Source organism: Heyndrickxia vini (assembly GCF_016772275.1).
Lineage (GTDB): Bacteria > Bacillota > Bacilli > Bacillales > Bacillaceae_C > Heyndrickxia > Heyndrickxia vini.
Window position 1 is genome coordinate 2,899,984 of record NZ_CP065425.1, and the last position, 26,183, is coordinate 2,926,166.

Annotated in this window: 29 protein-coding genes; 8 read left to right on the forward strand and 21 right to left on the reverse strand. The window is 35.3% G+C overall.

The genetic code is table 11. The annotated features are described in order from the left end of the window. Positions 1 to 37: 37 nt before the first annotated feature. The gene (locus I5776_RS14540; RefSeq protein ID WP_202777103.1) at positions 38 to 547 is read left to right on the forward strand and encodes an antibiotic biosynthesis monooxygenase family protein; all 510 of its coding nucleotides are present in this window, start codon (positions 38 to 40) and stop codon (positions 545 to 547) included. Positions 548 to 588: 41 nt separating this feature from the next. On the opposite strand, the gene I5776_RS14545 is transcribed toward I5776_RS14540, so the two are convergent. Genes I5776_RS14545 through liaF form a run of 3 tightly spaced genes read right to left on the reverse strand, consistent with a single transcriptional unit; the run spans position 589 to position 3,087 of the window. Next, positions 589 to 1,227 carry a response regulator transcription factor gene (locus I5776_RS14545; RefSeq protein WP_281397243.1) on the reverse strand — a complete coding sequence of 213 codons (639 nt, stop codon included), beginning with the start codon at positions 1,225 to 1,227 and terminating at the stop codon, positions 589 to 591. A gap of 48 nt (positions 1,228 to 1,275) precedes the next feature. Next, the gene (locus I5776_RS14550; RefSeq protein WP_246484008.1) at positions 1,276 to 2,304 is read right to left on the reverse strand and encodes a sensor histidine kinase; all 1,029 of its coding nucleotides are present in this window, start codon (positions 2,302 to 2,304) and stop codon (positions 1,276 to 1,278) included. 24 nt (positions 2,305 to 2,328) lie between these two features. Then, positions 2,329 to 3,087, reverse strand: a complete 759-nt coding sequence (gene liaF, locus I5776_RS14555) for a cell wall-active antibiotics response protein LiaF (RefSeq protein ID WP_202777106.1) — start codon at positions 3,085 to 3,087, stop codon at positions 2,329 to 2,331. Positions 3,088 to 3,388: 301 nt separating this feature from the next. Between liaF and I5776_RS14560 the strand changes: the two genes are divergently transcribed. Both I5776_RS14560 and I5776_RS14565 read left to right on the forward strand, forming a co-directional pair. Continuing rightward, the gene (locus I5776_RS14560) at positions 3,389 to 4,783 is read left to right on the forward strand and encodes a hypothetical protein (RefSeq protein WP_202777107.1); all 1,395 of its coding nucleotides are present in this window, start codon (positions 3,389 to 3,391) and stop codon (positions 4,781 to 4,783) included. Positions 4,784 to 4,956: 173 nt separating this feature from the next. Next, positions 4,957 to 6,153 (forward strand): M20 family metallopeptidase, encoded by a 1,197-nt coding sequence (locus tag I5776_RS14565; RefSeq protein ID WP_202777108.1) that lies wholly within the window; start codon positions 4,957 to 4,959, stop codon positions 6,151 to 6,153. 21 nt (positions 6,154 to 6,174) lie between these two features. Here I5776_RS14565 and I5776_RS14570 read toward each other — a convergent pair whose 3' ends face one another. The 3 genes from I5776_RS14570 to I5776_RS14580 are packed head-to-tail and all read right to left on the reverse strand — an operon-like array spanning position 6,175 to position 8,924. After that, the gene (locus I5776_RS14570) at positions 6,175 to 6,909 is read right to left on the reverse strand and encodes an EcsC family protein (RefSeq protein WP_202777109.1); all 735 of its coding nucleotides are present in this window, start codon (positions 6,907 to 6,909) and stop codon (positions 6,175 to 6,177) included. Between the two features lie 55 nt (positions 6,910 to 6,964). Then, on the reverse strand, positions 6,965 to 8,191 hold the full coding sequence (locus I5776_RS14575; RefSeq protein ID WP_202777110.1) for an ABC transporter permease: 1,227 nt from the start codon (positions 8,189 to 8,191) through the stop codon (positions 6,965 to 6,967). Beyond that, on the reverse strand, positions 8,178 to 8,924 hold the full coding sequence (locus tag I5776_RS14580) for an ABC transporter ATP-binding protein (RefSeq protein WP_202777111.1): 747 nt from the start codon (positions 8,922 to 8,924) through the stop codon (positions 8,178 to 8,180). The genes I5776_RS14575 and I5776_RS14580 overlap by 14 nt, the downstream gene beginning before the upstream one ends. Before the next feature lie 542 nt (positions 8,925 to 9,466). Between I5776_RS14580 and I5776_RS14585 the strand changes: the two genes are divergently transcribed. Beyond that, positions 9,467 to 9,889 carry an HIT family protein gene (locus I5776_RS14585; RefSeq protein ID WP_202777112.1) on the forward strand — a complete coding sequence of 141 codons (423 nt, stop codon included), beginning with the start codon at positions 9,467 to 9,469 and terminating at the stop codon, positions 9,887 to 9,889. A 36-nt stretch (positions 9,890 to 9,925) separates the two neighbouring features. Here the strand turns inward: I5776_RS14585 and yhzF are convergent, their stop codons facing one another. Continuing rightward, positions 9,926 to 10,222, reverse strand: a complete 297-nt coding sequence (yhzF, locus tag I5776_RS21860; protein ID WP_484496854.1) for a membrane protein YhzF — start codon at positions 10,220 to 10,222, stop codon at positions 9,926 to 9,928. 176 nt (positions 10,223 to 10,398) lie between these two features. On the opposite strand from yhzF, the gene I5776_RS14590 reads away from it, so the two are divergent. Then, on the forward strand, positions 10,399 to 10,767 hold the full coding sequence (locus tag I5776_RS14590) for a YtxH domain-containing protein (protein WP_202777113.1): 369 nt from the start codon (positions 10,399 to 10,401) through the stop codon (positions 10,765 to 10,767). A 119-nt stretch (positions 10,768 to 10,886) separates the two neighbouring features. Next, a complete protein-coding gene (locus I5776_RS14595) occupies positions 10,887 to 11,468 on the forward strand; it encodes an HTH-type transcriptional regulator Hpr (RefSeq protein WP_202777114.1) in 582 nt (193 codons plus the stop codon). Here the strand turns inward: I5776_RS14595 and I5776_RS14600 are convergent. Beyond that, positions 11,465 to 11,797, reverse strand: a complete 333-nt coding sequence (locus I5776_RS14600; protein ID WP_202777115.1) for a DUF1878 family protein — start codon at positions 11,795 to 11,797, stop codon at positions 11,465 to 11,467. The two genes, I5776_RS14595 and I5776_RS14600, sit on opposite strands and share 4 nt — an antisense overlap. Before the next feature lie 294 nt (positions 11,798 to 12,091). On the opposite strand from I5776_RS14600, the gene I5776_RS14605 reads away from it, so the two are divergent. Next, entirely contained in the window at positions 12,092 to 12,271 is a 180-nt protein-coding gene (locus tag I5776_RS14605) for a hypothetical protein (RefSeq protein ID WP_202777116.1), read from the forward strand. 280 nt (positions 12,272 to 12,551) lie between these two features. Here I5776_RS14605 and I5776_RS14610 read toward each other — a convergent pair whose 3' ends face one another. The 12 genes from I5776_RS14610 to I5776_RS14665 all read right to left on the reverse strand — a co-directional run bounded on the left by I5776_RS14610 (position 12,552) and on the right by I5776_RS14665 (position 24,760). Beyond that, entirely contained in the window at positions 12,552 to 13,181 is a 630-nt protein-coding gene (locus I5776_RS14610; protein ID WP_202777117.1) for a trimeric intracellular cation channel family protein, read from the reverse strand. A 279-nt stretch (positions 13,182 to 13,460) separates the two neighbouring features. After that, positions 13,461 to 13,799, reverse strand: a complete 339-nt coding sequence (locus tag I5776_RS14615) for a Na-translocating system protein MpsC family protein (protein ID WP_202777118.1) — start codon at positions 13,797 to 13,799, stop codon at positions 13,461 to 13,463. 446 nt (positions 13,800 to 14,245) lie between these two features. Next, positions 14,246 to 16,354 (reverse strand): ATP-dependent Clp protease ATP-binding subunit, encoded by a 2,109-nt coding sequence (locus I5776_RS14620; protein ID WP_202777119.1) that lies wholly within the window; start codon positions 16,352 to 16,354, stop codon positions 14,246 to 14,248. Positions 16,355 to 16,547: 193 nt separating this feature from the next. Next, positions 16,548 to 17,027 carry a helical membrane plugin domain-containing protein gene (locus tag I5776_RS14625; protein WP_202777120.1) on the reverse strand — a complete coding sequence of 160 codons (480 nt, stop codon included), beginning with the start codon at positions 17,025 to 17,027 and terminating at the stop codon, positions 16,548 to 16,550. Continuing rightward, positions 17,027 to 19,981, reverse strand: a complete 2,955-nt coding sequence (gene fdhF / locus I5776_RS14630) for a formate dehydrogenase subunit alpha (protein WP_202777121.1) — start codon at positions 19,979 to 19,981, stop codon at positions 17,027 to 17,029. The genes I5776_RS14625 and fdhF overlap by 1 nt, the downstream gene beginning before the upstream one ends. A 300-nt stretch (positions 19,982 to 20,281) precedes the next feature. Continuing rightward, the gene (moaD, locus tag I5776_RS14635; RefSeq protein WP_202777122.1) at positions 20,282 to 20,515 is read right to left on the reverse strand and encodes a molybdopterin converting factor subunit 1; all 234 of its coding nucleotides are present in this window, start codon (positions 20,513 to 20,515) and stop codon (positions 20,282 to 20,284) included. Between the two features lie 3 nt (positions 20,516 to 20,518). Next, positions 20,519 to 20,983, reverse strand: a complete 465-nt coding sequence (locus tag I5776_RS14640; protein WP_202777123.1) for a molybdenum cofactor biosynthesis protein MoaE — start codon at positions 20,981 to 20,983, stop codon at positions 20,519 to 20,521. 133 nt (positions 20,984 to 21,116) lie between these two features. Further along, positions 21,117 to 22,133, reverse strand: coding sequence for a molybdopterin-synthase adenylyltransferase MoeB (locus tag I5776_RS14645; RefSeq protein ID WP_202777124.1), 1,017 nt, complete (start codon positions 22,131 to 22,133; stop codon positions 21,117 to 21,119). A gap of 68 nt (positions 22,134 to 22,201) precedes the next feature. After that, the gene (gene moaA / locus I5776_RS14650; protein WP_202777125.1) at positions 22,202 to 23,215 is read right to left on the reverse strand and encodes a GTP 3',8-cyclase MoaA; all 1,014 of its coding nucleotides are present in this window, start codon (positions 23,213 to 23,215) and stop codon (positions 22,202 to 22,204) included. Positions 23,216 to 23,269: 54 nt separating this feature from the next. Then, on the reverse strand, positions 23,270 to 24,049 hold the full coding sequence (gene fdhD / locus I5776_RS14655; RefSeq protein ID WP_425490386.1) for a formate dehydrogenase accessory sulfurtransferase FdhD: 780 nt from the start codon (positions 24,047 to 24,049) through the stop codon (positions 23,270 to 23,272). Between the two features lie 461 nt (positions 24,050 to 24,510). Continuing rightward, entirely contained in the window at positions 24,511 to 24,600 is a 90-nt protein-coding gene (locus I5776_RS14660; protein WP_078110109.1) for a YjcZ family sporulation protein, read from the reverse strand. A 73-nt stretch (positions 24,601 to 24,673) separates the two neighbouring features. Further along, entirely contained in the window at positions 24,674 to 24,760 is an 87-nt protein-coding gene (locus I5776_RS14665) for a YjcZ family sporulation protein (protein ID WP_058004738.1), read from the reverse strand. A gap of 244 nt (positions 24,761 to 25,004) precedes the next feature. Here I5776_RS14665 and I5776_RS14670 point away from each other — a divergent pair, with 244 nt between their 5' ends. Next, positions 25,005 to 25,889 carry a peptidylprolyl isomerase gene (locus I5776_RS14670; RefSeq protein WP_202777127.1) on the forward strand — a complete coding sequence of 295 codons (885 nt, stop codon included), beginning with the start codon at positions 25,005 to 25,007 and terminating at the stop codon, positions 25,887 to 25,889. 56 nt (positions 25,890 to 25,945) lie between these two features. Here I5776_RS14670 and I5776_RS14675 read toward each other — a convergent pair whose 3' ends face one another. Next, entirely contained in the window at positions 25,946 to 26,131 is a 186-nt protein-coding gene (locus I5776_RS14675; RefSeq protein ID WP_202777128.1) for a sporulation YhaL family protein, read from the reverse strand. Positions 26,132 to 26,183: the final 52 nt, after the last annotated feature.

Sequence of the window (26,183 nt, forward strand, 5' to 3'; positions counted from 1 at the left end):
TTCTTTAAATGGGTATAATAAAATGGAGGTGATAAAAATGAATCTTTATATGACGACCGGAACTTATGAATTTCTCATAAAAATATTGAATAAATATAAGGATGAACAAATGCTTTTAATGCAAAATGCTCAAAACTCGCTCATCATACATGAAACGATGAACAAATCTGTATTTGGTTCTCCAAGAAAATATGAGGTAATTGATGGAGAAGGGCATTTTCCAAATGAAGGATATGTTGTTTTTTACAATATTCCTATTTCCGATGAAGCCAAGCCCGTCTACGAATACAATGTGCAAAAAAATATGCAGCTTATTCAATCCGCACCAGGTATCGTTGCTATTCGTTTCTTAAAGCCGAAAAAAGGTGATACGTATATCATTTTAACCATATGGGCAGATGAAAAGGATTATAATAATTGGACAAGAACGGAATCATATCAGACAATGATAGCTCAGCAATCATTTGACGCACCATTATCCAGTAATACAATTTTTAATGGTACACCTTATGAAACCTACTATACCATCCCAAATGATGAAAAATAAGAAAGCGCAGCAATTATGTGCGCTTTCTTTTTTGAAAAATATTATTTTACTAATGTGATATTTTGCCGATTTGCATATATGGCTGCTTGTGTTCGATCAGATACCCCAAGTTTACTTAAAATATTACTAACATGGGTTTTTACCGTCTTTACACCAATAAACAAATAGTTACTAATTTCTTGATTTGTCATTCCCTCACCTAAACATTTAAGAACATCTAGTTCTCTTTCTGTTAAATCATCATGCGGTTTTTTTTCTTGTCTGAAGCGATTCATCATTTTATGAGCAACTTTAGGTTCTATTACCGATTCACCCTGTATCGATTTATAAATCGCTTCAGTAACCTCCTCTGCACGAGAAGTTTTTAAAAGATAACTATGAACACCAGCTTCTAAAGCCGGAAATACTTGTTCATCATCGTAATAGCTTGTAAGAATAATAATTTTGCAATGTGGCAGGAATTTCATAATTTCTTTTGTTGCCTCAATACCTGTTCCATTTTCCATTAATAAATCCATTAATATAACATCAGGTTCGTGGATTTTTGCTAACTTAATTGCCTCATCCCCGGATTTTGCTTCACCAATTAAATTAATATTTTCTTCCGTTAGTAGGTAAGACCTCATACCAAGTCTCACCATCTCATGATCATCAACAATCATCACGTTTATTTTGTCCACCATTTCCCCCCCTAAATCATCCGAATGATTCGATGGAATCGTTCATCCTTATTCATTCGAAAATGGTATTCGAATATTAATATATGTACCTTCTTCTTCCATAGAACGTATTTGAAATACCCCACCTAACTCTTCACACCGTTCCCGCATGGTCTGTAACCCGTATGAAGTCATTAAGCTTCTTTCAACTTTAAATCCCTTGCCATTATCACTTATATACAGATGAAGGTTTTCCTTAATCCGCTCTAGCGTAATCCTCACCTTTGTTGCTTGAGAATGCCGTAAAATATTTGAAAGCGCCTCTTGGACAATGCGAAAAACATGCTCTTCAATCGCTTTAGAGAGATATTCAATATTCTCAAGACGGCATTCAATATCTAACTGTGTCCTTTCTTTTAGCTCTTTTACTAATTTATTTAAACCATCAATTAATGTATCACCCTTTAAATCAATCGGACGCAAGTGTAATAGCAATGCTCTCATTTCCCCTTGGGCCTTTGCAGAAATATCCGCCACTTGTTTAAGTAATTCTTCCGTTTGTATTGGATTTTTCGATACAGTCCTCAAGGCAGCAGATGAAATCATCCCTAACGCGAATAACTGTTGGCTAACTGAGTCATGAAGGTCTCTTGCTAATCTTTGCCTTTCCTCCATCACTGCGGCCTGATGCGCTTGATTTGCTAAATCTGTTTTTTCATCTGCTAGTCTTTGAAGTGACCTAACTTGATCTTGAATGACAATAGCTAACTGATTCATTTCTTCAAAAATCAATCCTATTTCATCTTTTTCAATTTCTACTGCCCTTGCAGAATATTTCCCACTTCTCAAGATGGAAACAAAAGATAGTAACTCATCAAGTCTTTTTAATACATTTCTGCCACTGCGGTAACCAAATTGAACACTTAAAATTAAAAAAACCATTAGCATTAAAAGAGTTAGCATTAATATATTTTTTGTATTTAAAATTTGATCTCCATTCATATATAAATAAAATTGTAAAAATACAAAGTAAATTAATGATCCCATACATGTCATCATAATAAAATTTTTTATAAACCAAAATCTTACACTAGTCACCTTTCTCAAAAAATCCCCTCCCTTCTATACTCTATCAATTCGAATATCGCCAATCCCCATTTCAATTGTAATATCGATCTTTTTAATTGCTTCATGATAAGTAGGAGATTCATAATACAAATGGGGTTTCATATCCGTAGATTTCAAATCAAAAAGACGGATGTCCCCTACTTTTGTTTTCACTTCAATTTTAATAGGGATATCCTCAGGAACTAGCATTTTTACATCACCAATACGACTTTTAATCTTTATCGTGGTTTCTTCCTCGGGTATAAAAGCTTTATTAAAATCGAAATAAAAGTCTCCGATATTTGTATGTAAATCCATTGATTGTAATGGCCAATTTTGCTCATTAAAATGCATATCATTAATCAGTGATTTTTTATACCTTTTCCCTTTTACCTTTTTCGTTTTCTCATCTTCACTATTTTGAGTTGAATTAAATTCGACAACAATTTGAGCCTTCCCTTTAAAAAACAACATATTTACCGCTAAATAAATAAAAAACACCGGCCAAAGCTTCCACCAATCCCCGTAAGTGAATGATATTATCTTTTGCTGATTTAACATCAATAGCGATCCATATATTGTAAAATACAGTGCGAATAAAATAGATATGGAGGATTTATTACGTATACATTTAATAAAATAAACGATTCCAGCAAGAACCAACAATATAGGAATAAACATGACAAAAAACTCTCTTATTTCCAAGGAAATGACACCCACATTAATTAAAAGAAGGGCAATTCCAATTACAAGCAAAACCACTGAAAACAACATTATCATTCCCCGCCTTTATAAACCTTCATTTAATACAATTCTAGGAAAATAATAAAATTCCTTTTATTTGATGATAATTATACAAAACCAAATCGTTTTACATGAAGGTCCTCTCGCTTTACATTACGTCCGTCTTCAGACGGATTATTTTTTAATATTTATCACTCATCTTTAATTTCCACATATTTTATTACATAGTTATTAGCCTATATTTTCAAAATTTTCGTTTGGATATCGCTCATCTGCCCAATGGAAAATGCAACCTTTTGACTAAGTTTCACTAATTAAGGAGGAGTTTTTTATGTCAGTTGATCTTACAGCCATTCACTGGATCTATATCATTTTTATCGTATTAATTATCGGTTTAATGATTTTCCGCCGCGATACAACCATCATCTGTATTGCAGGAATTTTTATGATAGCTTTAACGGCAACCGGTTCAATTACTGCCTCTATTAGTAGTATTTTCACAAGTTTTATTTATGCAATCACAGAGCTATTATCGATAATTTTAGTCATATCAATAATTGTTTCGATGAGTAAAAGTTTAATGGCTACTGGCATTAATGATGTAATGATATCTCCTTTTGCCAAACTTATTAAAACCCCTTCTTTAGCCTACTGGACAATTGGTATTGTCATGATGGTGATTTCCCTGTTTTTTTGGCCATCACCAGCTGTTGCATTAATGGGGGCGGTTTTACTTCCTGTAGCGATACGTGTAGGCTTACCTGCAATTGGGGCTGCAATTGCGATGAATTTATTCGGTCATGGCATCGCTTTATCTGGCGACTACATTATCCAAGGTGCACCGAAAATTGCCGCCGATGGAGCAAACATTCCAGTAAATGATGTGTTACAAGCAAGTATCCCTCTCGTTATTACGATGGGGCTTGTTACAACGATAACTGCCTTTTATTTTCTAAAAAGGGAGATGAAAAATGGCAAGATAAAGCCAAGTAGTACAATGAACACTCCCCAGTTACCAGAGAAGAAAGAAATTACCCAACTTTCCACTTTTTCCAAACGACTCTTTGCATTATTGATTCCAATCTTTTTTATTCTTGATATCGTCGCAATGGTTGTCTTTCATCTTCAAGGGGGAGATGCAACTGCACTAGTTGGAGGCACTTCCATATTTATCTTATTACTTATTACCTTTGCAGGATATAAAAATAAAGCGCTTGAACAAACAACAAACTATTTAATAGAAGGATTGCAATTTGGATTTAAAGTATTTGGTCCAGTTATTCCTATAGCTGCATTTTTTTATCTCGGAGATGCTGGATTCCAATCCATGATTGGTGATTATTTACCTAAGACTTCACAAGGAATTGTAAATGATTTAGGTGCATCTTTAGCAAACATTGTCCCTTTAACAAAAGAAGTTGGGGCGATTACCGCAAGTGGTGTAGGAATCATTACCGGTTTAGATGGGTCCGGTTTTTCGGGACTTTCACTTGTTGGATCGGTTGCTAAGTTATTTTCACATGGGTTGGAGTCAGGTGTTGCCACCTTAACATCATTGGGTCAAATTATGGCAATATGGGTTGGGGGCGGAACACTCGTCCCATGGGCATTAATTCCAGCCGCAGCAATTTGTGGTGTTGATCCATTTGAACTTGCGAGGAGAAATCTCTTACCTGTTACGATTGGGATTGTAGTAACGACAATTGTCGCTATGTTTCTGCTTTAATATTTCACTATCAAAACTTATATACTAGTAATTGTATGGGAGGATACAAAATTTGTATTCTCTCATTCTTTTGTAAACTATGGATATTCATTTTTCACACAGTTTTGCCTATTTAAATGTTATAATAATAGCAAGATTTTGATTTTTTATAAAAAGGAGATGCGTAACTAACAATGACGATTCAAACTTTATCTCAAAAACTAGAACAATCATTTGATGAAATGGTAAGTATTCGAAGATATTTACATCAGCACCCGGAATTATCCTTTCAAGAGGTTCAAACCGCTAAATATATTGCTGATTTCTACAAAGACTTAGGAATTGAAGTAAAAGAAAATGTTGGTGGAAATGGTGTTGTTGCAAGAATTAAAGGAAAGTTACCGGGAAAAACAGTGGCACTGCGAGCAGATTTTGATGCATTGCCAATTAATGAAGAAACAGATGTACCATATAAATCCAAAGTACCTGGAGTGATGCATGCTTGCGGGCATGATGGTCATACCGCAACACTGCTCGTTCTTGCCAAAACCTTAAATGAAATGAAGGAAGAATTATCAGGTGAATATGTAATGATTCATCAACACGCAGAGGAATATGCGCCTGGTGGAGCTATTTCGATGATACAGGATGGTTGCCTAGAAGGTGTTGATGTCATATTCGGCACCCACTTATGGTCCCCTATCGAGTGCGGCACGATTTCATATCGAAAAGGACCGATTATGGCTGCAGCTGATCGTTTTGAAATCAAAATCCAAGGGTATGGAGGACATGGTGCCCAACCACATAAAACAAAAGATGCGGTGGTCATTGCTTCTCAATTAGTGATGAACCTGCAACAAATTGTTAGCAGGCGCGTCGACCCCATTGATTCCGCTGTCGTATCTGTAGGATCGTTCGTTGCCGAGAACGCCTTCAATGTGATTGCGGATTCTGCAAAATTATCTGGTACAGTTAGGACCTTTAATGAAAAAGTACGTGATTTCATCGAAGAAGAAATTGAACGTATCGTTAGAGGAACATGCTTAGCAGCTGGTTGTGAATTTGAGTATGAATATCATCGCGGATATCCAGCAGTTGTCAATCATGAAGAGGAAACAGACTTTTTGGTAGCTTCTATAAATCAGGTCCCCGATGTTCTACATACTGAAATTGCTGCACCTGAAATGGGCGGAGAGGATTTTGCCTATTATTTGCAACATGTAAAAGGTACGTTTTTCTTTACTGGTGCCAAGCCTGATGATGTAGAAATTCCTTATCCACATCATCACCCGAAATTTGAAATTAATGAAAAGGCATTACTCATTGCCGCAAAAACATTAGGTACCGCAGCGTTAAACTATCAAACTAACCAAAAGACCGTAGAAGTATAAAATGATGATCCCACTTGATTATCAAGTGGGATTCTCTGTTTGGATACGTTTTTGATTCAACCAACGAATGCGGTATGCATTTTTTACCGTTTCACCTAACTGATCCAGCAAATTATAGTTCGCATAGGCACCTATAACTGCCCCTATACCTGGGACAAGCTGAAGCATTTTCACAAAATCAATAAAATCACGATATTCCTGCTGTAATATTCTCCAATCAACATCCTCTAAATCGTTTTTCACCTGATCCCAATTCTCAATCGTTTGTAAAACAAGCTTTCGGTGATCATCACTAGAAAAGGCTAATTGGAATACATATAAAATAAACAAACGCTCATCATATTTCTTTACATCATATCCATAAAGTGAAGCAGCCTCAAATAAAAATTTCATTTTTATCGAAAGCAGCAAAGGAAAATCTGCTAATCCTAGTAAAATCCCCCCCGCTCCTGTTCCTGCACCTTCTACAGCTGCAACCTTTCGAAATTTATTTAAACTTTCCTCTATTAATTTTTCCTTTTCCTCTAAAGAGAAATTGGTGGTGTCCTTCTCTTTTGTTAAATATTCTGAGCCAAAAAGCGTAGCTTGCACCATTTTCTTAATACTTTCAGTTATTACTTGGTGTGCTTTTTCTGGAATGATATTATTTACTTTTCCTTGTGCCCTCTTCGTTAATCGATTGACGATCCCCGATTTTCTCATTAATTTACGTTTCCAGTAATCTACATCACTTTTTATTTGTTGTTCACTTGTCATTTGTGTGCTCCTTATTTCTCATTTTTATATACTACGATTTTAAGGAGGGGAAGTTTCACATACTCCGACTCATTTTCCGAAGCCTAATTGGAACATATGATTTTGCAAAAATGACAGAAAACAGGATACCAACCAAACATACAATTAGCCCGTTTAGCCATGATTGACTAAAAAGAACGATGACTCCGAAAAAGAGAGACTGAATGAAAATAGAAATTGTTAAAATGGTTAAAAATGATTTTTCCTTTAATGTTCGATCTACCGGGTAAAGATACTGCCAAATTTTCAATTCATGATAATTCACCATAGGTATTAGCTGAAAGCCTGTTAAGTAAAGAAATAAAATCGATATTCCAATCGACAAATAGATTTGGTTACTAAAATATAGTAGTATCCCACCAATGATGGATAATCTCATGTATAATCCAAAGAATTCACTTGAACGAATCAACGTTCTGGCAAATAGAAATGTGTATGTGTTTTTCTGATTGTATGGAATAAATTGGAATATCCCATCTAACCATTTTCTTCGTTTAATCTGACCTTTTAGTTTCGGAACATCTGTAAATAGATTTGCAAACCGATAAAATGTACTTAATCTTTTATGTTCCTTATCAATTAATACATCCCATTTTAAAGTTTTCCCTTTTACTGACTGATGATAAAAAACAAATAATGCTAAATAAAGAATAATAAACAATCCATAAATCCACGGATTCGCTCTTTCGATAATAAAATAAATAAAGCAAATATTTAATACGAAACGAATCAACCAATCAATAATGGCTGCTCTTTGATCCTGAATTTTCAACATATCCCATTGTAAGTAGAGGTTCCATACCTTCAATATAAATAGAACAATAAGGATATAAAGAAAAGATTGAAATCCATTACCGCTTGCTTGTACATACATAGGCATACAGACAGCGAGTAGCATAAGTAATAGATAGGCTTGTATGACAAAACTAAATAAAATTGATTTGCGGAAATAAGACGTCATTTTCATTTCTATCGGCAATAAGTATACTTTATCTGCTTCTTTTAATAACGTATAAATAGGACTCATCGTTAGGAAAAGGCCAAGCAAGATCCCCATAACTACACCGATAGGAAAATTCTCATCCAATGTTTTTACCCATCCGTTATAATAATAGGCACCCGCACCTAAAGCAAAAATAGCTACAAACAATAAATGATCATTAAATATATATTTTAAATACTTTCTTAACTCATGAATATATAGTTGGACTCGTTCTTTCCATAAACCCTCAATCTGTTTCATCGTTATCTTCCTTCGTTAACTGAATATAAATATCATCTAATGTAGCACCAGGCATATTAAATTCATCTTGAAGTTCTTTCAACGTTCCTTTTGCTCGAATATGTCCATTATGTAAAATAATAAAACCATCACAGTATCTTTCAGCTGTAGCAAGAATATGGGTAGAGATTAGAATCCCCGCCCCATTCTCTTTCATCTTCTTCATTAAATCCAATAAGGATTGAATTCCTAAGGGATCTAAACCGACAAATGGTTCATCTATAATATACAAATCAGGTTCCACTAAAAAAGCGGACATAATCATTACTTTTTGTTTCATCCCTTTTGAAAAATGGGCAGGAAACCAACTTAGTTTTTTTTCTAAACGAAACTCCTTTAACAATGGAGTAATCCTTGTTTGAAATGTTTCTTGATTTATTCCGTATGCCATTGCAGTGAGCTTCAGGTGCTCGTCCAATGTTAACTCATCATAAAGAATTGGGGATTCAGGGATATAAGAAAATTGTTTTCTATACTCATCAGGACCTTTTTTAAGTTCAAGATCATTGATATGAATCTTACCTTTTTTTGGTTCCATCAATCCAATAATATGCTTGATTGTAGTGCTTTTTCCGGCCCCATTTAAGCCAATTAAACCAATCATTTGATTTTTTTCAATCGTAAATGAAACATCTTTTAAGACAGGTTTTTTAGTATAACCACCAGTTAGATTTTGTACCTCTAGTAACGACATATCTATACGTCCTTTCCTTTTCTCAATATTCGTAGTCCACATCATAAAAAACGTAAAAATTCATGAATACTATTTTCTATATTGTACATGATAATAAGCGAAGGGGTTAACAAACGCAATTAATCGGGGTGGTTATTAAAGACCAAAACCGTAAAAGCGAATAGGGCAGGTCTAGGATATGGCAACAACGTTACAAATACACTTATCATAAATGAGGTGTTTGTCGAAGATCACTTACTGTTTTAAACGTTGAATAAATGTTAAAACAATAAGGGGATGATCGCGTTGAACAAAGGTCATTTACTCCGTTAAATTTGAAATAACACTCTTATCATAAATGAGGTGTTTATCAAAGGCAGACCATTGATTTTATAAACCCTTAATGTGTACCCCCTTCAATTGGGACGGGATTTCATCGGAATTCCCCGTCCCTTTTCTTTTATCTGTCCAGCACGAGAAGCAGACCAAAGCGCTTATGCTTTTCTTGTTCCATTATTAGCCATTATAAGATATACTAAATAAAAATTGAAAGGTGGGATAGTATGAGTGATTGTATTTTCTGTAAAATTATAAATGGTGAAATTCCATCCGCAAAAGTATTTGAAAATGAACATGTCCTTGCTTTTCTTGATATTAGTCAAGTAACAAAGGGTCATACATTAATCATTCCAAAGATACATAAAGAAAACGTTTTTGAATTGACTCCAGAAATCGCCAAGAATATTTTTGAAGTGGCTCCTACGATTGCAAATGCCTTAAAAGCTGAATTTAATCCGATAGGTATGAATCTTGTCAATAATAATGGTGAACATGCTGGCCAATCCGTCTTTCACTTTCATTTACACCTAATCCCACGTTATGGAAAAGGTGATGGCTTTGGTGCCGTTTGGAAAAATAATCAAAGTGAATACACACAAGATGATTATAAAAAAATCGCAGAAGCAATATCCAAAAATATTCAATAAATGTTTAAGATAATCCTGCTATTTAGGCAGGATTTTTTATGTCATTATTAACAATATAACAAATAATAATAAAGAGATAATCCCACCACTGCCTAAAAACACAATCCTCTGTTTTAAAATTTTTTTAGGCGGATAGACCCCCGGTCTTTGGTAATTTAAAACATTATAAATTGATCCTATCAAAAAGAAAATACATATAAGGAGGAGGCAAAAAATGATTCCACTCAATATCCACACCTCTTTCTCCATTTGGATTGAACAATTCCCTCGTTGATTCATTATATTTTTAAAATACTTCACACGATAAAAATATGCAAAATAAGCGAACTTCATGATTCTTAATTCCAATAAAATGTTAATAAAGTAGTTAATTTCAGTGCATTTTTTTAAAAATTGTACTATAATTTAAATATTCATGCAGGATTTTGCAAATTATTGTAGAAAAATAGATTATGGGGTATGCAAAAAATTCTTAATAATCACTTTATATTATAAAATGGGGTGTGGTCATGAACAAAAAAATGTTTGCTTACGGGATAATAGTAGGAGGAATTGCCGGTACTCTTTCAGCCTTATTAACAACTCCTACATCAGGTAAAGAATTAAGAAAACAACTATCCGATTCAAAAAACGATTGGATGTCATCTGCAAAAGATATAACAAAAAATGTACATGAGCTAAAAAACTCAATCCATGTATTATCATCGGAAGGTAAAGATATCGCAATCAAATTCGTCTCCGATATTAAATCCGCGATTTCCGATTGGCAAAATAATATTGAAGAAAATAAAGAAAGTATTTTTCATGAAGTACAAGCATTGAAAGATTCAATTGAGGAATTAGAGTCAAAAATCCAAGAACGGCCAAGCTCCCGCTAATTCCAAAGTGAACTTTTCCGAGACAAAATTTTTGTCTAAAAATTTTGTTAATTTACATCTTTATTAATCTTTATTTTATTGGCATAATAAATATATATATATATAAAGTGGGTGAAGTAATGACAGAGAGTCCTTATTCAATAAAGGAAGCCTTGCTGTTCAGTCAAAGAATTACGCAAATTAGCAAAGCGATTTGGAAAATGATTGAGAAGGATTGGCAGCAATGGATAAAACCATATGATTTGAACATTAATGAACATCATATTCTTTGGATTGCCTATCATCTAAAGGGGGCATCCATATCGGATGTAGCAAAATTTGGAGTAATGCATGTTTCAACAGCTTTTAATTTTTCAAAAAAATTAGAAGAACGGGAATTACTGGAGTTTTCTAAGAAGGAAAATGATAAAAGAAACACCTACATTCAATTAACAAAAAAAGGGGAAACTTTATTACTTGATTCGATGGAATCATTTAATCCTTCAAATAGCGTTGTATTAAATGGTGCATTGCCAATTAAAAATTTGTATGGAAAATTTCCTGAATTTATCGAATTAATGGCCATTATTCGTAATATATATGGGGAAGATTTTATGGAAATATTCGAAACTTCCTTTCATAATATAGAAACAGAATTTATTGAAGAAAACGGAAATGTTAAAAAGCTTCCAACAGAGAGTGAAAGCTTGAGTAATTTTTAAGATAAATTTTTATTTAGGATTTCCATAAGCTCTGGAAAAATATTTTGTTTTAAACAGGCTTGGATGACTTGTTCAGGATCTAACTTGGGATGAAGCTCATCTTTAAACTTTTTGAAAAGTGGGGAAAAAAAGACGAATTTATCAGCCTTTTGTTCTTCACTTTCTTTAGTTAATGTTTTACAGAGTCTATAGAAATCCTCCACATCTTTTTCTTGTAGATGGTTTTCAATAACGATTCGATAAAAATCATATTGATTTTCAGCAATCATTTTTAATAGTAATTTTTGGTGAAACTCTATACGCTCAAGCCTTTGTTCCATTGATTCCATATCATTTCACCTCATTTAGTTCTTTTCGATGACTATACCGTTTGTATTTTCCGTTATCATTAGCTTGTATCAGTATAATACCATTTTTCCCCTGTCATATTCATCTCATTGGGGAATAAAAATAGATGGTTTTTTATTTTAAACCTTTAAACACTTATCTAACGCTTTAATTACTATTTTCCAAAAGTAAATTACCATTTATTTGATTCTGATATCTCTTAAAATAGCTATCTTTTTAATTTAAAATTTGGTATCTTAAGCATAAACATTTAGGAAACACAGGAGGGATTGATAGTGATCTCCATTTTTATTCTATTTGCGATCATTATTGTTTATCTAATAAACAATATGACTAATTCACTTTGTATACAAAAAGAGATCCCGGAAGAGAGACAACCAAAGGTATTTAGAACCATTAATATACTTGTTACTATTTTACTTCTTTCTTCATATGTAGAGATTTTGTATACATAAGAAATAAACCGAGGAGTTTCAACTCCTTATATGACAACGTACGGAAATACATTTACGTAATATTTTTTAATGAAAAAGGTTATCTTAGAATGATTTATTTTACATCTAAGATAACCTTTTTTCAATTAATCATTTAACATGCCTCTCCTGGGAACCTATAATGGGTTTTTGGAATATTTTATAGAATATTAAGGAGGCCTATCTGACCTCATTGCATTCTATCCCAAAAGAGATGCTGTCGTGCCGCAATAGTGTGTTTCCATTCCCCTCGGGGTAATTTCTACAATCTACTACCTTTATTGGATAGTTTCCATCTCTTTAAATTATAAGACAAAGGCAACTTCCATTTGTAGCCAACCGCAAACATACGTGTTGTGACAACAATAATAACAATAAAAGTGAGTTGGACAGGATTTGTCCAATTTAACCAAATACAGATTGCACAGATTATTGTTAAAACAGCGTGTATTTCTTCTTTTAATGCCAATGGTTTACGACAAACTAATAAATCTCGAATCATTCCTCCTCCTACTCCGGTAAACATGGATGCTAAAATCGTTATCCCTAAATTATCGTACACTTTTACTGCTGCTAATGCCCCTTGAATGGCAAACGAAGCAAGCCCAATAGAGTCAAAAAAAAGCCCCCATCGTTTTCGATGCCGGATCCATTTCATTGGCAAAAATATAATAATAGTTAATGTCACTAAAACCGTTAAAATCGTTAAATGATTCCATATTTGTGAAAGTGGGATTCCGATAATTAGATTACGGATTACCGCTCCACCAAATGAAGTTGTTAATCCCAACACATAAATTCCTATAAATGAGTACCTAGCTGCAAGTGCGACCAAGGCACCACTAACAGCATAGGAAATAATTCCGATGACGTATAAAACAAGCCAAGACAAAACCAAAAACCTCCTATCGAATAATTGTTGTATTGAAATGATAAGCCATATATTTTTTCATTTTATTGAAACCAAAAAAACCGCCATAAAATAGAATCTGTAATTTCCATACAGATTCTATTTTATGGCGGGCTAATAACTAAACAGTTGTATCTGCCAATTATCCGTCACACCACCTTCAATGAAAATACAGGAGGTTAGGGCATTATTGTTACCCAACATCAATGATCTTTTCTTATTGCGTTTCGATTTAATTATTCAAATAATAGATTATTATTATCAATTAATAGGTTTGTCAAATACATAAACGGTCATTGCAGTATCAGTCTCTAAATCAATGTCCGTAAAGATGTTCACAATTTTCGCCTCTGTTAACTCCTCAAACTTTTTCATAACCACAGGATCCTTATAAATTTGCTTTACTAATTTAGTTCGTGCTTCATGAACAACTCGTTGTCCTTCTGTCGAGCTAATCATAAAATGTTCCACATTCGTTAGATTTCCTTTCATCTCACTAATAACCCAATTACCTACAAAACGGGTAGTAATTTCTCTAGGTCCATTCCCAACATACTCTTTGCGTACTTCACGAAGCAACATATTGAATTGATGTTCCATATTTTTTTCATTTCATTTCTCCTATCTGTCCTTCACTCATTTTATTTTCCGCGATAAATATGATGATGACGTGGCTTATTGTCAGTAAAAATCGCTAATGTTTTGGTTCCCCTTTGTTTACTATAATAAATCAAAATGCGGCCGCTATTCTAATGTATAAAAGATATCGTAACGGGAAATGGGTAATCAAAAAGCCCGCCATAAAATAGAGTGTATAATGAAATACACGTCCTATTTTATGGTGGGCTAATAACTTAGCAGTATTATCCTACTAGTAATCCTTCTCACCACATTTAACAAAAAAACATAATGTTAAAGGCAATTTATCATTACCTAACATCATTAATCTTTTCTTATTTACAATATATTTTTATTATAATATTTTACCGTACCCCTAACAAGCTTTATTAGGATTTTGAATAATAAAAGACTTTATTCTTGTTTCATTATTTCTCGCGAATGATAATTTCACCATTAACTAAATCTGCGACCAAGTCTTTGGCTTCCAAATGATCCAAATAGAAGTCAGTAACCTTGTCACGAATCTGTTGTTCAATCACACGACGCAATGGCCGTGCGCCCATGGCTTCATCATAGCCCTCTTCAATTAAATAAGCTTTAGCTTCATCACTGACCTCTAACGTCAACTCTTTCTTAGCCAACGTTTTGTTGACATCGGTAATCATTAAGTCAACAATTTGCTCTAGATCGCCCTTAGTCAAATGGCTAAACTCAACGATCGCATTGAAACGATTTAAGAATTCCGGACGGAAGAAAGGAGCCAGTTTGTCCATTAACGGCTTGTCCTTGGCTTCATCACCGAGCAATCTCTCATTTCCGAAACCGGCATTCGATGTCGCGATAATTACCGTATTCTTGAAGTTCACGACGTTACCTTGTCCGTCAGTCAAACGACCATCATCCATCACTTGCAATAAAAGCGTCAAAACTTGCGGATCCGCCTTTTCGATTTCATCGAGCAAAACAATCGAGTACGGATTTCGGCGTACACGTTCGGTCAACGTGTTGCTGTTGTCGTCATAACCAACGTAACCCGCAGTCGTTCCAATTAATTTTGAAACCGCTATGCGATCCGAATATTCACTCATGTCCAGTCGGATAACCGCATCTTTATTACCAAACATATCGAATGCTAATTGCTTAGCAAGCTCGGTTTTACCAGTACCGGTTGGACCAACAAATAAGAAACTCCCGATTGGCCGATTGCCTTCATCAAAACCTGCTCGATTCCGGCGAATCGCCCGGCTAACAGCTTCAACTGCTTCATCTTGGCCAATCACGCGCCCCTTCAATCGTTCACCAATCGTTTTCAAGCGTTCAATATCTGATGCTCCCATTTGCGAAACGGGAATACCAGTAAGGCGTTCTACACTTTCCGCTACATCGTTGACAGTTGCCACAACTTCTTCTGGTGGCTTTTCACCAGCGGTGATTTTACTTTCAAGATCATTCATTTTATTCTTTAATGCCAGCGCCTTTTCATAGTCTTCTTCACTAACTGCCTTGTCACGCTCGGATTTTACTGTTTTTAATTCAGCTTCTAAACTAACTACGTCACTCATTGGGTGTTTTGCCGACAAATGCGCCGCTGTCATATCGATTAAATCAATCGCCTTATCTGGCAATGAACGTTGCGGGATGTATTGAATGGAATAGTCCACAGCTGCTTTTAAAACATTATCCGGCATCTTGACGTTATGATGTTCTTCGTAAAGCTTGCGAATACCCTTTAAGATTTCAAAAGTATCTTCTGCACTTGGCGCATTCACTGTTACTTCATTGAAACGCCGCGCCAACGCCGAATTTTTCAAAATTGTGTTGCGGTATTCATCTTGTGTTGTTGCCCCAATTACGGTTAATTCACCACGACTCAACGCTGGTTTTAAAATATCCGCCAAGCCCTTAGAACCACTATCGCCACCGGTTGAGCCTGCGCCGATCATTTGGTGAATCTCATCAAAGAAGATAATCACATTCCCGGCCGCTTTGACATCGTCCACAAGTTTTTGTACGTTTTCTTCAAATGCACCGCGGAATTGTGTTCCCGCTTCTAAATTAGACAAATCAATTGAGTAAATTTCTTTGTTTTTAATGGCGGCGGGCACGTCACCATTGACAATCGCTTGCGCCAAACCTTCCACAACAGCTGTTTTACCAACACCTGCATCACCGACTAACACCGGATTATTCTTAATTCGACGACTTAATATTTCCGCCGTTTCTTGAATCTCCGCATTGCGGCCAATAACTGGATCAAGTAAACCTTCTCGCGCTTCTTGTGTCAAATTCCGGCCCAACTTAGCCAAAATACCATCTTGTTTAAGTTGACCATTTTGAGCTGGTAATGTTTGGTCACCCTGATTGCCCGGTAATTGTCCCGTTTGGCGATAATAAGCAAATTCTTCCGGGGTGACTTCACGACCGTTAATCAGATAACGACGCTCTGAGTTCACCCCATTCATCCCTTGCATCATTTTATTAAAAATTTCATGCATATCCGAATTAAATCCGAATGGATCACGATAATTTGCCATATTTGTTCACCTTCCCATGGATTGAAGTTTATTATCAAATTTAGTCTTTTTTACTTGACTAATTTTGACCGGTTTTAATTTTGCTCTTATCTATATAATAGACTTCTTTTGACCAATACAAACATTTCCCTTTTCCTTCAAAATTTAAATCACTTCGTAAATGTAAGGAATGGAACTTTAATGGGTTAATCCTTTAATCCTTCAATCCTTCTCCTAGTCCTTTCAAAAAGTTGATTCCAAACCCCATTGCACGGTTAACATCAGGATCTTTCATTATTTTAATTAGATCAAAAATAGTTACTCTTTTGTTTAATTGAAGTCCTTCCTCCGCTTTTTGAAGGCCTTTAGACAACCCTCCCATCATTTTTTTCATCATTTCGGGATCAAGTTCCGTTAACATGCCAGCTGCGGCCATTGCATTATTAAGTGCATTTGTTACAGGCGGTCGCAACATTTGTCCTACGGCTATTTTTGCCACTTCTTCTTTAGCTTCAACAAGATTATTGATGGCACCAAGAATTCCACTGACATGGAGTTCTTGGAGGAGTTGAATCGTTTCTTTTATCCCATCGGTATTTTGAGATAAGTCTTTTAAAATTTTTTCAAGTAACTGATCTTGTTTTTCTTTCTCGGTCAGAATGGGTTCATCTATCTTCGTAATTGGCTTTGCCATTATTTGTACCCTCCTGGTATATTCACGTCAGCAATTGCTTCGTAATCTTCACGTGCCCATTTACGTTCCACTTGAACACCTAGTTGTGGATTACGTGTTGCATATCTAGGATTATACATTGGAAGTGGTCTTTTTCCTTTTGCTTGAATTAACTCCATTTTTACTTTTGTTTCTTTATAGGCTGGGGTTTGGGTCCGAACATCCCCAACACTTCCGGTTAAAAGATTAACCGCATTTTCATGGCTTACCGAGTGCATAGGAACATACAATTCTTTTCCTTGGACTCGATCGGTTACAACTGCACGAAGCTTAATCGCACCATATGGAGAAACAAGCCGTACTAGAGAACCGTCCTCAACCTTTCGTTCTAGGGCAAGTTCAGGTGAAACTTCTACGAAAACTTCGGGCAATTTGTATTGAAGACCTTGCGACTTATTTGTCATATTACCTACATGGAATTGTTCCAAAAGTCGTCCGTTGTTTAACGTTAGGTCAAAGTCTTGTGTAAATTCTACAGGTGGAACATATTCCGTAAGTGAAAAGCGAGCCTTCCCATCCGGAAAGTTAAAGCGTTCTGTATATAGAAGCGGCTCATCTGTTCCATCTTTTTGCACCGGCCATATTAAACTATTCCATCCTTCAAGCCTTTCGTATGATACCCCTGCAAATGTCGGACAAAGATCAGCAATTTCGTCCATAATTTCACTTGGATGTTTATAGTTCCAATCGTATCCCATATATTTAGCAATTTGCCCTATAATCCACCAGTCCGGTTTTGATTCTCCTAATGGATCTAGCACTTGATACAAGCGTTGAATTCGGCGTTCCGTATTGGTGAACGTTCCGTCTTTTTCAAGGGACGGGGCAGCCGGTAGTACAACATCTGCGAATTGGGCTGTTTTTGTTAAGAAAACATCTTGTACAACAAAGAATTCTAACTTGCTAAGGGTTTCATGCACATGATTTGCGTTTGAATCCACCCATGCCATGTCCTCTCCCATAAGATACATAGCTTTTAGTTTTCCCTCTTCCACTGCCTCTAGCATATCAATGTTCGTAAATCCTGGTTTCTCAGAAATTTTTACGCCATAAGCTTTTTCAAAATTAGCACGTGCCGTATCGTCTGTTAATCGCTGGTTGCCTGCCAGCCATTGTGGCAACGTACCCATATCACATGAACCTTGTACATTGTTGTGACCACGAAGCGGAAATGCCCCTGCTCCATTACGACCGAAATTACCTGATACCAACAAAAGGTTAGCAATAGCACCAGACGTATGGGAACCCGCGATATTTTGGGTAACACCCATCCCCCATAAAATACATGTTCCATCTGCTTCATGGATCATTTGAGCCGTTTTAATTAGTTGTTCTTTTGGAAGACCGGTCACTTCAACTGCGTAGTCAAGTGTATATTTCTTAAGAACTGACATGTATTCTTTAAAGTTACTTACACGAGCTTTAATGAAATCTTCATTGTGCCAACCTTGGTCAATCATATATTTTGCAACGGCAGTTATCCAAACAAAGTCCGTTCCTTGTTTAGGATGTAAAAATAAATCGGAACGCTCCGCTAGTTCATGCTTACGAAGGTCAGATACAATCAATTTTTGTCCACGTAATTTCTTTGCTCGCTTTACTCTTGTCGCTAAAACGGGATGTCCTTCAGTTGGATTGGCACCAACCGTGATAACAAGTCCCGCGTTTTCAATATCCCGAATGGTACCTGAATCTCCTCCATATCCAACGGTTACCAGTAATCCATCTGAAGCTGGGGATTGACAGTAGCGGGAACAGTTATCCACATTGTTCGTTCCAAATACTTGACGAGCCAATTTTTGCATAAGGTAAGCCTCTTCGTTTGTTGTCTTTGACGAACTTACAAACCCAAGTGCATCCCCTCCATACGTTTCTTTAATGGATCCCATTTTTTCCGAAATTAATGTAAATGCTTCATCCCAAGTTGCGGGAACAAATGCTTCCCCTTTTCGGATTAAAGGAGTAGTAAGGCGTTGCTCACTATTTATAAAATCCCAGCCGAATTTCCCTTTCACACATGTAGAGACACTATTTACAGGACTATTTTCAGTTGGTTCTACTTTTAAGATCTTACGTCCTTTTGTCCATACCTCAAACGAACAGCCCACACCGCAAAAAGTACAAACTGTTTTTGTTTTTTTCGTTCGTTTATCACGAGCTGCTGCTTCCACCTCCGATAAGGCAAAAATGGTTTTATAATCGGGTTCGACCTCTTTTATGAGATCAACCATAGGGTTTAATAAGTCATTCGGAATTGCGGTCATAAGCCCTGCTTCACCTAACATCGATTTTTCCATTAATGCATTACATGGACAAACTGTGGCACACTGTCCGCAGGATACGCAAGAGGATTCATTGATAGACTTCCCATCATCCCACACGACACGCGGAATTTCACGGTCCCAATCGATGGATAAGGTTTCATTCACTTGTAAATCTTGACATACTTCTACACAACGTCCGCAAAGGATACATTGATCGGGATCGTATCTGTAAAAAGGATGTGACATATCAACCTCATATCCTTTTTTCCGAAATGGACGAGTTTGGTGTTCAATTTCTAATTGCTCTGCGGTATTATGAACACGACAATTCCCATTGTTATTATCACAAACTGTACAATACAGTAAATGATTTTCTAAAATGCGGTCCATTGCTTCTGTTTGAGCATTTTTGGCTCTATTTGAAGAGGTTAAAATATTCATGCCTTCTTCGAATTCTGTTGAGCAAGCTCTCAAAATTTTCCCGTCTACTTCACACATACAAGTATCACACGTTTGAATGGGACCCAAAACCTCCGAATAACAGATATGTGGATGATCTACCTCTTGTTCCAAAAGATAATCAAGAATTCGAGTCCCTCCTTCTACTTCATGTTGCTTTCCATTAATTATTACTTGGACTTTTCCTCCCATTTTTAATTCTCCTCTTTTTTAAAGTCAAAAAACCCGCCATAAAATAGAGCGTGCAAATAAATACACGTTCTATTTTATGGCGGGCTAATAACTAAGCAGTTTTATCCTACTAGTAATCCATCTCACCATTTACAATGAAAAAACAGGAAATTAAGGCAATTTCTTTATTACCCAACATCAATATTTTCTCATATTTCAGTTTATAAGTTTATTATAATACTTTACACATTTTACCTCAACAGCAAATTTCTTTGATACTGCAATAATTATAGTAAAATTACATAACAAAAATCGTTCTTATTACCCCCCACTTACTGGGGGGATAAATGCAATAATATCTTGATCTTTTATAATTTCATCATCTGTTACAAAGCTTTCATTGATAGCTGTCATAACTTGATTGAAAGATGAAAGAGAATAGTTATTAAGAAGATATTGTTTCAGTTGATAGATAGTTATATTTTCCATATCAATGTTTAATTTATCGGATCCAATCTCTTCACGTATTCCTGCAAAAAATAAAACCGTAATCACTTACTATTCCTCCTCGTCCGGTTTCCCCTCCGGATATTTAGTAGTCTCTAATTGATCTCCCATCCACATTGTTCCGTCTTCCCAAAATTCCTTTTTCCAAATAGGCACAATTTGTTTGATTCGTTCAATCGCATATTCATTTGCTCGGTATGCAGTTTTACGATGTGGTGAGGATACCGCGATTACTACAGCAATATCTGTTATTTCTAGCTTACCTATTCTATGTGTTATGGCAACACATGTATCTGGCCATTTCCCCTTGATTTCTTCACCTATTTGACTTAGCATTTTTACTGCCATTGATTCGTATGCTTGATACTCAAGAGATAATGTTCTCTTTCCTTTTGTAAATTCTCTTACAGTCCCGACAAAGAGTGTAATAGCACCTGCTTCTCTTCTGGAAACCTGATTCGATACTTCCTCTACAGATATCGTGTCGTGTACAATTTTAAATAAATCTTGTTGCACCTTTTTTCACCGCTTCTTCTATTAAAAAGTTTATATAATGTTTTTAATATATTAGGATTTTGACATCGGAAAAAATAGCCATCTATTCCATCGTAATAGGGATACGTTTTGTTCCCATAATTCTTATTAATTTTTAGCCTAGCAGGCGGTAATAAAGATTTTTAGCACGCTCAATATTGTTGGTTCCATGAATAAAGACACGCCCGTCTGTAAATATAACCATTCGATAGTCTTGAAGCTGACAACTTATTAAATATGGATTCTTGGTTACGGGACCGTAAACCTTTAGCGAATTCTCCAACTGGTCAAAATTATATTCAATCATTTTAGCTGGCCTAATTTGTACCGTATTTCGTCCACATACTACTTCTGCCTTTGTCTGATTTTCATAAGTTAAATACGGATAGGATTGGTCCATTCCACAGGATGGGCAACTTTCAGTTTTTATTTTGTCAATCTTAATAGAGTAGTATTGATTACTCCAAACATCAAAAGTCAAAAAAGTATTTCTTACTGTTGAAAAATCCTCTACAAGAATTTTGAATGCTTCCGTTACTTGATAGGCAGAAACAATTTGAACGGCTGGGCTAATAATCCCCGCCGTATCACAAGTTGCTCCTCCAGCGGGAATTTTTTTCAGAATACAATTCAAACATGGTGTTTTTCCGGGTATAACTGTATAAGTGGCTCCATAACTTCCTACACAAGAACCATAAATCCATGGAATGTTATATTTATTTGAAAGATCATTTAAAATAAATCGAATATCAAAATTATCTGTGCCATCGATTATAATATCAGTATTAACTAACAATTTCTCTAAATTATCGGCTCTTGCTTCCATTACAAACGCTTCAATTTCAACTTCCGAATTCATTTGTTTCAGATGCTTTTTGGCAGCAATTGCTTTTGGCAATTGATCATTAGCATCTTTTTCAGTATATAGCTGTTGGCGTTGCAAATTGCTCCATTCAACATAATCACGATCAATAATCGTTAACTTTCCGATACCTGCTCTTACTAAAGCTTCAGCACAAGCACTGCCTAGTGCTCCAGCACCTACGATTAGTACATGCTTACTCCTGATTTTTTCTTGCCCTTCAATACCTATTTGTTTGAATAGCTGTTGCCGTGAATAACGATCAGTCAATGAACTCTCTTCCTTCCTAACACAATATTACCGGACCTTATAAAGTTAGCCATGAATTAACCTTTGTTTTAACCGCCAATATGTGACATTTCCACTTTTGTTCGGTTGTTTGAATGACCATTTGCTCTTTCATCGGAATAACGGTCACCACGATGGTTCCAAATATCGGTGATTTTCTTAGTAATTGCGTCATCTGATTCCCCAGAGCGTAGTAAATGCCGAAGATCAAAGCCTTTTGAGGAAAATAAACAAGTATATAATTTACCTTCAGCAGACACTCGTGCCCTTGAACAAGTTGAACAAAAAGAATCGGTTACAGAAGAAATAATCCCAATTTCTTGGTCACTACCAATATAACGGTACCTAGTGGCTACCTCTCCCACATAATTTGGCTTAATTTGTTCAAGTGGCATGATTTTTTCAATTAGATCTAAAATCTCTTGTTTAGTCATGACTTCTTCCATTCTCCAACCATTTGAATTTCCCACATCCATGTATTCGATAAAGCGGAGAGTATGTTTCTGTTCTTTAAAATATTTTGCCATAGGTATGATATCTTGATCGTTTTTCCCTTTTTGAACAACCATATTTACTTTAACTTTTAATCCCACATTAGATGCCGCCTCAATGCCTTCTAACACCCTTGCCACATTGCTTTTATTTCCATTTAATTGGTTGAAGCGTTGGTCATCTAGAGAATCAAGGCTAACCGTCACTCTTCTTAACCCGGCGTTAAACAACGCGGGTGAAAATTTTTTTAAAAGAGACCCATTCGTCGTAATGCCAATATCCTCCACTTCTTTAATTTCCTTTAACCGACGAATTAATTCAGGAAGATCCTTGCGTAACAGTGGTTCACCTCCAGTAATACGTATCTTTTTGGTGCCTAAGGCAGCAAATATTCGTGCTAACCGTTCCATTTCATCAAAAGACAGAATTTTATCGGAGGATAAAAAAGGATATCCCGGACCAAATATTTCTTCCGGCATGCAATAACGACAACGAAAATTACAACGATCAGTCACAGATAAACGAAGATCTCTCAAAGGGCGTTGTAATTTATCCAGTATAATATTTTCCATATTTCCCTCTTCCTTTACTAGTAGATATCAATAATATTAAATTTCTTTTATTTCTTACCGTTTTTGAATTCGTTCCGGACATGTGTAAATATTAAAAGATTGATTCCTTATAAAACCTACTGTTGTAATCCCTAGATTTTCTGCCAGTTCCAGCGCTAATTCAGTAGGAGCGGATTTTGAAAGAACAATCTCACAACCGATTTTTGCAACTTTCAATAAAATTTCCGAAGATATGCGTCCGCTAAAAACAATGATTTTATTTCCAATCGGGATGTTATTTCTCAAACAATATCCGTATATTTTATCCAAGGCATTATGTCTTCCAATGTCCATCCGACTTAGCTTAAAACCATTTACATCACATAGGGCAGCATTATGAACTCCCCCTGTGTCTCGGAAAGTAGTAGCTGTGTCCTGTAAACTATTCATCAAACGAAGGCAGTCATCTGGAGAAATTTTCACTCGGATTTCATTCATTTTCTTAGCGGTTAGGGCATCGTTAGCGAAGACGAAACCTTGCCTGCTCATTCCACAACAGGATGTTATATAACGTTTATTCTGCAGATTTTGAAAATAAGGATTCAATTTATCTATTTTCACATGTACATATCCTTCTATTTCTTGAACCCAAATTTCCTTGATATCTTCGTATCTCCGCATAATTCCTTCGGAAGCTAAGTAACCGATAACCATATCCTCAATGTACTCCGGTGTGCAAACCATTGTAACCAATTCTTGTTCATTAACTTTTACCGTAACGGGAAATTCCGTAACAATAATATCCTCAGCGTCTTTAATATGTTCGTTTAAAAACTTTAGAATCCTTCTTTTCATTACCACTGGTTGCATACGGTCCCCACCTTTAAATTATATTTTTATAAAGTACTCGTATGTTCACTTTAAAAAAAACTAAAAGCCCATCATAAAATAAAATGTGTACAACTATACACAGTCTATTTTATGATGGGCTAATTACAAAGCAGTATTATCTGCCAGCGATCCATCTCATCACGTAATAAATAAAAAACATGATATTAAGGCAACTTGTAATTACCAAACACCAATGATTTTTTATACTATTATTATAATACTTTAAATGGCTACCCTCAAGTAAATATTCGTAAATTCTCTATTGTTCATATAAATAACTAAGTCGATCCCTGACTCTTGCAAAGTTATTTACCATATTTTCACGTACAATCATTTGTGTACATTTACCTAATTCAAAACAGTACGCAGTTTAGCTTGTGAATAATAATAAAAATCAGGTTCGCCTCGAACCTGATTTTTTTCCACTAATATATCCAAGATGCACCGATTATAATGAGCAATATAAATAATACAACAAGTAACGCAAATCCGCTTCCGTATGCTGCACCACCCATAATAGTCACCTCCCTAACAGAAATAATATATTCTATTCATTTTTAGTTTCGATGTTAATCTGGACTGTCTAATTTAACAAATAAATGCTGCACCTACAATCACCAAAAGAATGAACAATACAACGATTAAGGCAAATCCGCCTCCATAAGCAAATCCCATTTTAAATACCTCCTTTTTTTCTTTTCAATATATCCTATGTACAAACGACTAATGTTGACTAGAGCAAATGCCTAGATTTTCATAAGTGATTTCACACTTATAATCGAAAGTTAAAATTTGATGAGAATTCCGTAAAAATACCATAAGTCTTCCGTTATTATGTTTCTTTTCGGATAAAATTTATGGTATAGTAAGTTTTGTAAGTTTTTATTGGACGATTAATTAGACAGGGAGTTGTTAATTGATGAAAAAATGGGTATTATCCCTTTCATTAGCAGCGGGTGTTTTAGGACTAGCTGCATGTGGCAACAGTGGAGATGTAGTTGTAAAAACAAAAGCTGGAAATGTAACAAAGGACGAACTGTATGAAGCAATGAAGGATAAAATTGGCGATCAGGTTGTACAACAACTTGTATTTGAAAAAGTTCTTTCTGATAAATACAAGGTTTCAGATAAAGAAGTTGATAAACAAGTAGATCAAGCGAAAAAACAACTTGGTGATCAATTTGAATCTGCACTTCAACAATATGGTTACGCTAACGAAAAAGATTTCAGAAATACAATTAAAGTTGGACTTATGCAGGAAAAAGCTGCAACGAAAGATTTGAAAATTACTGATAAAGATATAAAAGATTATTATGCAAATAATATTAAACCTGATATTAAGGCAAGTCACATTCTTGTAGCTGATGAGAAAACAGCAAATGAAGTTGAGGCTAAACTTAAAAAAGGTGAGAAGTTTGAGGATTTAGCAAAGAAATATTCTACTGATGGAACTGCTCAAAAAGGCGGAGACCTTGGTTGGTTTAATACTGGCAAAATGGACCCAACTTTTGAAGCTGCAGCATATAAATTAAAGGTAAATGAAGTCAGTGAACCTGTAAAGACTCAATTCGGTTATCACATTATTAAGAAAACCGGTGAAAAAGATAAAGCACCACTTGATAATAAAATGAAAAAAGAAATCAAAGAAAAAATTAAAGCATCTAAAGTAGATCAATCAAAAATCGCTGAGATTATGAAGAAAGAAATTAAGGATGCAAAATTAGATATTAAAGACAAAGATTTGAAAAAATCATTTGATAACGTATTAAATGCTAATACGACAGATTCTACATCTAAAAAATAATAAAAAAGGGATCGTCTCCGAATTATCAGAGGCGATCCCTTTTTCTTTATATCTATTTAACCTACTTCTTTTACATTATTTCTTTTTTCTTTTTCGATTTCCATCCGTTCAATATACTCTTCCCCTTCTTTTTCAATCCATTCCTGTTCAAGTTTACGGTCTTCTCTCGATGTTTTAACAGCCATAAAAGCACTAACAGCAATTCCAGCAATGACGAAATAAATCCAAATTGGCAATGACATGTGCTTCTCTCCTTTTCAAGATTGTCCCTTTTTTACAATGTATGTAAAAAGT

Bases quoted from the DNA above. Each gene is read 5' to 3' on its own strand.
- I5776_RS14560 (WP_202777107.1), top strand. From the start codon at position 3,389: ATGTCAGTTGATCTTACAGCCATTCACTGGATCTATATCATTTTTATC.
- I5776_RS14620 (WP_202777119.1), bottom strand. From the start codon at position 16,354: ATGGCAAATTATCGTGATCCATTCGGATTTAATTCGGATATGCATGAA.
- I5776_RS14600 (WP_202777115.1), bottom strand. From the start codon at position 11,797: ATGGAATCAATGGAACAAAGGCTTGAGCGTATAGAGTTTCACCAAAAA.
- I5776_RS14615 (WP_202777118.1), bottom strand. From the start codon at position 13,799: ATGGAACATCAATTCAATATGTTGCTTCGTGAAGTACGCAAAGAGTAT.
- yhzF (WP_484496854.1), bottom strand. From the start codon at position 10,222: ATGAAGTTCGCTTATTTTGCATATTTTTATCGTGTGAAGTATTTTAAA.
- I5776_RS14570 (WP_202777109.1), bottom strand. From the start codon at position 6,909: ATGACAAGTGAACAACAAATAAAAAGTGATGTAGATTACTGGAAACGT.
- I5776_RS14595 (WP_202777114.1), top strand. From the start codon at position 10,887: ATGACAGAGAGTCCTTATTCAATAAAGGAAGCCTTGCTGTTCAGTCAA.
- I5776_RS14665 (WP_058004738.1), bottom strand. From the start codon at position 24,760: ATGGGATTTGCTTATGGAGGCGGATTTGCCTTAATCGTTGTATTGTTC.
- I5776_RS14590 (WP_202777113.1), top strand. From the start codon at position 10,399: ATGAACAAAAAAATGTTTGCTTACGGGATAATAGTAGGAGGAATTGCC.
- I5776_RS14540 (WP_202777103.1), top strand. From the start codon at position 38: ATGAATCTTTATATGACGACCGGAACTTATGAATTTCTCATAAAAATA.
- I5776_RS14675 (WP_202777128.1), bottom strand. From the start codon at position 26,131: ATGTCATTGCCAATTTGGATTTATTTCGTCATTGCTGGAATTGCTGTT.
- I5776_RS14670 (WP_202777127.1), top strand. From the start codon at position 25,005: ATGAAAAAATGGGTATTATCCCTTTCATTAGCAGCGGGTGTTTTAGGA.
- I5776_RS14565 (WP_202777108.1), top strand. From the start codon at position 4,957: ATGACGATTCAAACTTTATCTCAAAAACTAGAACAATCATTTGATGAA.
- moaA (WP_202777125.1), bottom strand. From the start codon at position 23,215: ATGGAAAATATTATACTGGATAAATTACAACGCCCTTTGAGAGATCTT.
- fdhF (WP_202777121.1), bottom strand. From the start codon at position 19,981: ATGGGAGGAAAAGTCCAAGTAATAATTAATGGAAAGCAACATGAAGTA.
- I5776_RS14660 (WP_078110109.1), bottom strand. From the start codon at position 24,600: ATGGGTGGTGCAGCATACGGAAGCGGATTTGCGTTACTTGTTGTATTA.
- fdhD (WP_425490386.1), bottom strand. From the start codon at position 24,049: ATGAAAAGAAGGATTCTAAAGTTTTTAAACGAACATATTAAAGACGCT.
- I5776_RS14625 (WP_202777120.1), bottom strand. From the start codon at position 17,027: ATGGCAAAGCCAATTACGAAGATAGATGAACCCATTCTGACCGAGAAA.
- I5776_RS14580 (WP_202777111.1), bottom strand. From the start codon at position 8,924: ATGTCGTTACTAGAGGTACAAAATCTAACTGGTGGTTATACTAAAAAA.
- I5776_RS14585 (WP_202777112.1), top strand. From the start codon at position 9,467: ATGAGTGATTGTATTTTCTGTAAAATTATAAATGGTGAAATTCCATCC.
- I5776_RS14575 (WP_202777110.1), bottom strand. From the start codon at position 8,191: ATGAAACAGATTGAGGGTTTATGGAAAGAACGAGTCCAACTATATATT.
- liaF (WP_202777106.1), bottom strand. From the start codon at position 3,087: ATGTTGTTTTCAGTGGTTTTGCTTGTAATTGGAATTGCCCTTCTTTTA.